General features: G+C 51.9%; 5 protein-coding genes. 2 read left to right on the top strand and 3 right to left on the bottom strand.

The window, feature by feature from the left end; translation table 11 throughout:
• The first annotated feature begins 25 nt into the window (after nt 1-25).
• A complete protein-coding gene (locus IQ260_RS24670) occupies nt 26-850 on the top strand; it encodes a TPM domain-containing protein (RefSeq protein ID WP_193995734.1) in 825 nt (274 codons plus the stop codon).
• Between the two features lie 56 nt (nt 851-906).
• Here IQ260_RS24670 and IQ260_RS24665 read toward each other — a convergent pair whose 3' ends face one another.
• The 3 genes from IQ260_RS24665 to IQ260_RS31225 form a co-directional block, all read right to left on the bottom strand.
• On the bottom strand, nt 907-2,526 hold the full coding sequence (locus IQ260_RS24665; RefSeq protein ID WP_407657754.1) for a DUF3352 domain-containing protein: 1,620 nt from the start codon (nt 2,524-2,526) through the stop codon (nt 907-909).
• A gap of 150 nt (nt 2,527-2,676) precedes the next feature.
• Nucleotides 2,677-5,457 (bottom strand): type I DNA topoisomerase, encoded by a 2,781-nt coding sequence (topA, locus tag IQ260_RS24660; protein ID WP_193995732.1) that lies wholly within the window; start codon nt 5,455-5,457, stop codon nt 2,677-2,679.
• Nucleotides 5,458-5,591: 134 nt separating this feature from the next.
• Nucleotides 5,592-5,771, bottom strand: coding sequence for a hypothetical protein (locus IQ260_RS31225; protein ID WP_228016402.1), 180 nt, complete (start codon nt 5,769-5,771; stop codon nt 5,592-5,594).
• A gap of 237 nt (nt 5,772-6,008) precedes the next feature.
• Here IQ260_RS31225 and IQ260_RS24655 point away from each other — a divergent pair.
• The coding region (locus IQ260_RS24655) for an NAD(P)H-quinone oxidoreductase subunit N (RefSeq protein WP_193995731.1) at nt 6,009-7,224 on the top strand (1,216 nt) is incomplete at its 3' end.

The raw sequence follows: 7,224 nt of genomic DNA, 5'->3' as shown, positions 1-7,224 counted from the left end.
AGATAGGTAAATAAGTGTAAACACCATGAGCACAGGCCTTAAGAATTGGTTGCAAACCTTCCTATGGGGAGGTTTGTTTATTTGTTGTATTGCTTTCATATCAGGGATCACAGCACCAGCTGCCCATGCTTACAACAACCCAGAGTTGCTGCCAGACGAGCCGACGATGGTGATTGACCTGGCAAAAATTCTGACCAGTTCTGAGGAAGACTATCTGAATCAACATCTGCCCGAATTTGAAGCTGAGACGGGTTGGAAATTAAGGGTTCTCACCCAGTTTGACCAGACTCCCGGTCGGGCAGTAAAGGACTTTTGGGGCCTAGACGAGAAAAGCGTCATGCTGATTGCTGACCCGAGGGGGGGCAATATCCTCAACTTTAGTGTGGGCGATTCGGTCTATGCGCTGCTGCCCCGTGTTTTTTGGATTGAACTACAAACTCGCTTTGGGAATCAGTTTTTTGTCCGCGATCGCGGCGAAGATCAGGCCATCATGCAGGCCATCGCCTCCCTGGAAACCTGTCTAGAGCGGGGCGGCTGCTCAGTGGTGCCCGGTTTACCTAGGGAACAGTGGATTCTCACGTTGATTACCTCGATTCTAGGGGGCATCATCTGTGGGTTCGCAGCCCACCCCCGCAAAGAGGGTCAGGTATTCTCATGGCAGTGGATGCTGATTTTCTCTCCCCTGTGGGGCATGCTCTTTATCGCTTTCGGCATTGGCCCAGTTGTGACCCGCACCCAGGATTGGCTGCCCCTGACTCGCAACATTGCCGGGTTTTTGATCGGTGCGCTGGTAGCATTTTTGAGCCCGGCCTTTACCAATTCATCTGCCAGCAGCGGCGGCGAGGCTTAACGATATTTCCCGCTGGCTGAGCGGAGTCGAAGCCAGCGGGGTACTAAACTCGTGCTTTACTCCTCTGCATTCGCATCATCTGGCTTAGCGTTACTAACATCTGGAGCTGGCAAGGGTTTGACTCGTCTTCCCTTAGGTAGCTCAACAAAGATGTCGTAGCTGAGGTTACGCTCGTCTTGGACAGTGGTGGTCACCCCCAGGGTTTTAACGGCTGAGAAGATAGAACCATCTGGCAGGGTAGGAAAAGGCACCGTACCCTGGAGGTCGTGGATGCGATCAAAGTCAATAAAAAAGTAGCCGTTATGTTCCTGGGGAGAAATATCCAACAGGGTTTGAAACGCTTGATTAGCCTTTAGGGATTTGCGAGGGCTGGGTGCGATCGCATCTAGAACCTCTGCTCCCACCCCAAAAAAGGTCACATTTTTGTCCAGCCAGCCATGGCCCATAGCAATCCCACCGTAGTAAGACACCAGCCGGTTCATGGGTAGCGTCGCCGTCTGGGATGGCTGTACATCAAACCGAAAACGGCTGACCATCACCTCATCCAGCTGTGTCCAGATAGCCTCTGCCGCATCGCGATCGCTCACCTCTGCCATCAATGCTAATTGCCCCATCGGGGCTGTCGCAGAGGCTGCTTTGTCCCCCGCTGCTGGTGGCAGCAGAGCAAATGTCACTTCCCTACCTAGCCACGGCAAAATATCATTTTCAAAATCCAGACCGGTTTGAGTTTTTAGCCCCTCGGCCAAGGCAGCTGGTGCAATCGGTAACAGCGCAGTTAGCTGCTCAGCTTCACTCAGGGCTTGCCATAGGGGGCCAATGCTGCCGGTGGACAGCAACAGTACCGTAGACTCCGGTAGCCGTTCAGGGGTCCAAGAACGTCCATTGGCCATATCGCCATAGACGGGCTGATCTTCAGGGCCAAGCCACGTCGACGCTTCAATATCTAACCCATTGGGTAAAAGATCGACGGCAGCCACCAGGCCATTGATCCCTGGCAACGCATCACTACCGGCCAGTACCGACGATGCCGCAGGCACATTTACATACAGCTGCACTAACGAGGAGGGCATTTGTACATGCTTGATGGCCTGGCGATAGGCATTGCTATCGGCCATGGAGCCTTCCCCATCAAAGCTATCAATCACCGCCTCAATGCCGCTAGTTCCAGAGGCCAGCACTAACCACTGCTGGTCTAAAACAGCGCTCTCAAGCGTTTCCCCTGTGGCTGTTTTGATGGATTGTATCTTGATGTCCCGATAGTCGCGACCGACCCAATTCACCCCGTTCCGTGGCTCTGACAGCAGTTCCTGGGCCTTGAGGGGCTCTTCAATGGGAACCAGCAGGACCCGCTCGGTAGCCCCATCGCCCCCCGCTGCAGGCAAAAAAGCCAGGGTTACTTGATCACCAATCCACGGTTCAATATCAGTTCTAAATCGATAACCATTGGCATTGAGGATGCGATCGCGCCAGGTCACCAGCAACCGATCCAAACTCTTTTGGGATTCGGGTGTGCCCAACTGTCGCAGCCGAGTCCACTGGTTTTCATCGGTCGTCATCGTCAGAGTTACCAGGGCATTCCCCGGCACCAGCTCCATACCCACGGGTAGCTCAGCCGTTGTAGCCAGGCGCTGACGCAGGCCCAAATAGGCCGCTGCTCCTCCCAGCACTAATAAAATCGCTGTGCTAACAGTGACTAGCAGGGGAGGCCGTTGCTTGAGAACCATGGGCACGAGCAGGAAACAACGCTTGCTAATCTAGCACCGGTTTACCCAATCCAACCAAAATGTAACGACGTTCCGTAGGTATACAGACCCTATGGCATCGGTCTAATCAGCAGAACTCCCCTCTTCTGCGCTTGACTTTTTGCGCCGGGTTGTAGACTTGCCCTTCGCAGCTGTGGACTTTTTCGCAGCGGCTGTACTACTTTTTTTCGCAGTACTAGCTTTTTTGGTTGTGGATTTAGTTGCGGACTTGCGAGTAGTCGACTTTTTAGCTGTTGTTTTTTTAGTCGTCGAGGCTTTAGCTGTCTTTTTACGGGTCGTTTTTTTCTTGGTAGTGGCCTTAGCTGCAATAATTTCTAGGGCTTCTTCCAAGGTAATATCCTCCACATTCTTACCCTCTGGCAGAGAGGCATTGACCTTTTCGTACTTGATATAGGGACCGTAGGGACCATCGTAAATATTGATGGGCGCTTCAGATTCAGGATGTTGACCCAGCTCCCGCAACGGCTTCGCGGCCTTACGACCACGGCCACGCTTAGGCTGAGCCAATAGCTCTAGGGCTCGCTCTAGGGTCACCTGTAGGACATCATCATCCCCTTTCAAGGAACGATAGTCCTTCCCTTCCTTCCCCTGGTCATGGACCACATAAGGACCAAAGCGACCTAGACTAGCCTTAATCTTGGCTCCTGTATCGGGATGCATTCCAAGCAATCGAGGTAGGGATAGTAGCCCCACAGCCATTTCTAAATCCACCGACTCGCGGGTCACACCTTTAGGCAGTGACACCTGTTTGGGTTTGGGGTTTTCTTCGGTCTTGTCACCAAGGCGCACATAGGGACCGTAGGGACCAATCAGTGCATAGATTGGCTCGCCAGTCTCTGGATGCAGCCCCAGCTTTTCTGGCCCCTCGGTCTTCTGTTTGAGCAGCACCTGTACTTGATCATCATTGAGATCTGCAGGACTCACATCCAGCGGTATAGAAGCGCGTACAGTCTCGCTTTCACTGCCCTCGTCCTCATTGATCGCTTCAATGTAGGGACCATACTTACCAATCCGCACCTTAGCACTGAGGTCAGATAGATCAACGGTACGAGCCTCAGCCGGGTCAATCTGGCTTTCACGCGCCTCCACCTGTCCCGATAAGCCCGTGTCACCGGAATAAAACTTTTTAAGATAGGGCAGCCAGTCAGCCTCGCCAGTGGAAATATCGTCCAGGGTGCGCTCCATCCGCGCTGTAAATTTGACATCTACCAAATCTGGAAAATGTTTATCCAGCAGTTCAGTCACCGCAAAGGCTGTAAATGTAGGCATCAAGCTGTTGTTTAGCGGATGCACATACCCTCGGTCAATGATGGTACCAATGACCGACGCATAGGTACTGGGACGACCAATCCCTTCTTTTTCTAGGGTTTTAACCAGGGTGGCCTCGGTATAGCGGGCGGGCGGCTTGGTTTCGTGACCGATGGGCTCTAGCTCTGTGCAGCTAGGAGTATCCCCCACCTTTAGCACAGGCAGTGTTACTTCACGATCCTCAAGGGCCGCATTGGGATCATCTGACCCTTCCACATAGGCCCGGAAAAAACCTGGAAAATCGATGCGCTTGCCCGTGGCCTTAAAGAGGGCATCATCGACCTCAATGCTAGCGGTGATATGGGTTTGACGAGCATTGGCCATCTGACAGGCCACCGTACGCTTCCAAATCAGATCGTAGAGGTTGCGTTCCCGGTCCTTGAGTCCGGTTTCTTGAGGGGTACGAAAGGTGCTACCGGCAGGACGAATCGCCTCGTGGGCCTCTTGGGCACCCTTACTTTTGGTGGCATACTGCCGGGGTTTGGGGCTGAGGTATTCCTTACCGTATTTTTGCTCTACGCAGCTGCGGGCAGCTGTAATTGCCTGCTGAGACAGGTTGACTGAATCCGTACGCATGTAGGTAATAAACCCTTTCTCATAAAGAGATTGGGCCGTGCGCATGGTATCGCGAGCAGATAGCCGCAGCTTACGGTTTGCCTCTTGCTGCAGTGTGGAGGTGGTAAAGGGCGGTGCTGGTTTGGGGCTAGAGGGACGCTCTTCTAAATTAGAAACAGTCCAAACACTGGCTTCTAACCGCTGTTTTAACGCCTGTGCTTGGGTTTCATCCAATAGCACCACATTGCGACCAGATGCAATTTGCCCTGTATTTTCGTCAAAGTCACTACCCGTGGCTACACGAATTCCCCCTAGGCTGGTTAGCTTTGCTTCAAAGGGGTTATCAGCCTGCTGCAGCGTTGCCTTTAGATCCCAATAGGAGCCTTGTTTGAAAGCTCGCCGATCCCGCTCTCGCTCCACTAGTAGTTTCACAGCCACCGACTGCACCCGACCGGCGGATAGGCCCCAGGCAATTTTTTTCCAGAGCAAGGGGGACAGGGTATAGCCCACCAACCGATCCAAAATCCGGCGGGTTTCTTGAGCCCGTACTAGCTGGTCATCGATGTCACGGCAGCTATCAAGGGCGGCTTGAATAGCATCTTCGGTGATCTCATGAAACACCATCCGCTTAGTGGGCACCTTGGGCTTTAGCAGCTGCAGCAGATGCCAGCTAATGCTTTCTCCCTCACGGTCTTCATCTGTAGCCAGAACCAGCTCATCCGCCTCTTTCAAGGCGTCTTTGAGAGCCTTAACGACCTTTTTTTTATCCTTAGGCACCAGATATAAAGGCTCAAAATCGGCTTCGACATTGACACCCAGCTGAGCCCATTTTTCGCCCTTTACATTAGCTGGAATTTCACTAGCCGACTTCGGCAAATCGCGCACATGCCCCATTGAGGCTTCCACACGGTAGCCTTTGGGCAAATAATTGCGAATGGTTTTTGCCTTTGTAGGTGACTCAACAATGACAAGGGTGGACATAAAGCTGAACTGAAAGTAATGGTCGGACTGTAATGTTCTAGAAAGTGACCGTTTAATCCCTAGAGCAGGATGCCCGAGAGGACAGTAATGGTGACGGTTTTCATTGGCTAACTATACATAACCGCTGCATCTGCTCAGAATTTATCCGAGGTCAGCATCGGAGGGTGAGTGCCGAAAACCGTACCTGTTTTTGCTGGGTCCATAAAATGATCGCCTTTATATATCGATAGATCGAAATGGCGAATTTCGTCCACCTCTAACTGAAAAAGTCCTTTAATTCTTGACTGCTCGATCAAGGCTAAGACCGGGATCATAGGGCCAACGTATAGCTCATGATCGCTGTGAGAGACTGAATTCGACTAATTTTTTCCCAATTTTATTAACGCAATCTAGAGAAATTGGAAAAATTAGCCGTCCCAGTAGGAAGGTGTAATTTTTCCATGGTTCTGCCAGAAGAATTTAATTCGATCCAAGAATTTCCGCTAGGGAGTCTAAGATGAGCGAGAATACTAGGGTAAGATTCCAAATGGAAATACCTCACCACAGCACCAATGGACTTTGCAAGCCTCGCTGCTCAGTTAAATACGGGTAAGATTCTTCCTGAAGCAATTGTCATTTTGACAATTTTGATTATCCTGATTGGCGATTTGATTCAAGGGCGGTCGTCATCTCGCTGGGTCCCGTACGCTGCTATCGGGGGCTGTTTAGCTGCCGTTGGCGCCCTGGCGTTACAGTGGGACACCGGTAACGCCGCTGCCTTTTTTGGCGAATTTAATGCCGATGCCCTCAGTATTGTCTTTCGGGGCATTATCGTCCTGTCAGCTGCAGTGACAGTCCCCATGTCTATTCGCTACGTAGAGCAGTCGGGTACGGCACTGGCTGAGTTTTTAGGAATTTTGCTAACGGCTACGCTGGGTGGCATGTTCCTATCCGGGGCCGATGAACTGGTGACTATCTTTGTATCCCTTGAAACCCTTAGTATTTCGTCTTATTTGCTGACGGGCTACATGAAACGGGATCCTCGTTCTAATGAAGCGGCTCTCAAGTACCTGCTGATTGGGGCGGCCAGCTCCGCTATCTTTTTGTACGGTGTTTCACTGCTGTATGGCCTCTCAGGTGGTGAGGTTCGGTTGAGTGCGATCGCAAATAACCTAGCCGTTAGTACGGGTGAAAGCTCCATTGGCCTGGTCATTGCGCTAGTCTTTGTGATTGCCGGAATCGCCTTCAAGGTGGCCGCTGTCCCCTTTCACCAATGGACTCCAGACGTCTATGAAGGCTCTCCCACGCCTGTGGTGGCCTTTCTATCCGTTGGCTCTAAAGCCGCTGGCTTTGCCCTTGCCATTCGGCTCCTCGTCACCACATTTCCCTTGGTTGCCGATGAGTGGCGCTTTGTCTTTACAGCCCTCGCCATCTTGAGTATGGTCTTGGGCAACATCGTCGCCCTAGCCCAAACCAGCATGAAGCGCATGTTGGCCTACTCATCCATTGGTCAGGCCGGCTTCATGATGATCGGTCTGGTGATTGGCAGCGATGCGGGCTATGCCAGCATGATCTTTTACCTGATGGTATATCTGTTCATGAACCTGGGTGGCTTCACCTGCGTTATTCTCTTCTCACTGCGCACTGGCACCGACCAAATTAGTGAATATGCAGGTCTTTACCAAAAGGATCCGCTACTCACCCTATGCCTGTGTCTTTGCTTACTTTCTCTAGGGGGTATCCCTCCCCTAGCAGGCTTTTTTGGTAAGCTCTACATCTTCTGGGCTG

Source organism: Leptolyngbya cf. ectocarpi LEGE 11479, from assembly GCF_015207065.1.
Classification (GTDB): domain Bacteria; phylum Cyanobacteriota; class Cyanobacteriia; order Phormidesmidales; family Phormidesmidaceae; genus Leptothoe; species Leptothoe ectocarpi.
Note: the sequence above shows the minus strand (reverse complement) of the source record. Positions and strands in the feature narration are given on the sequence as shown.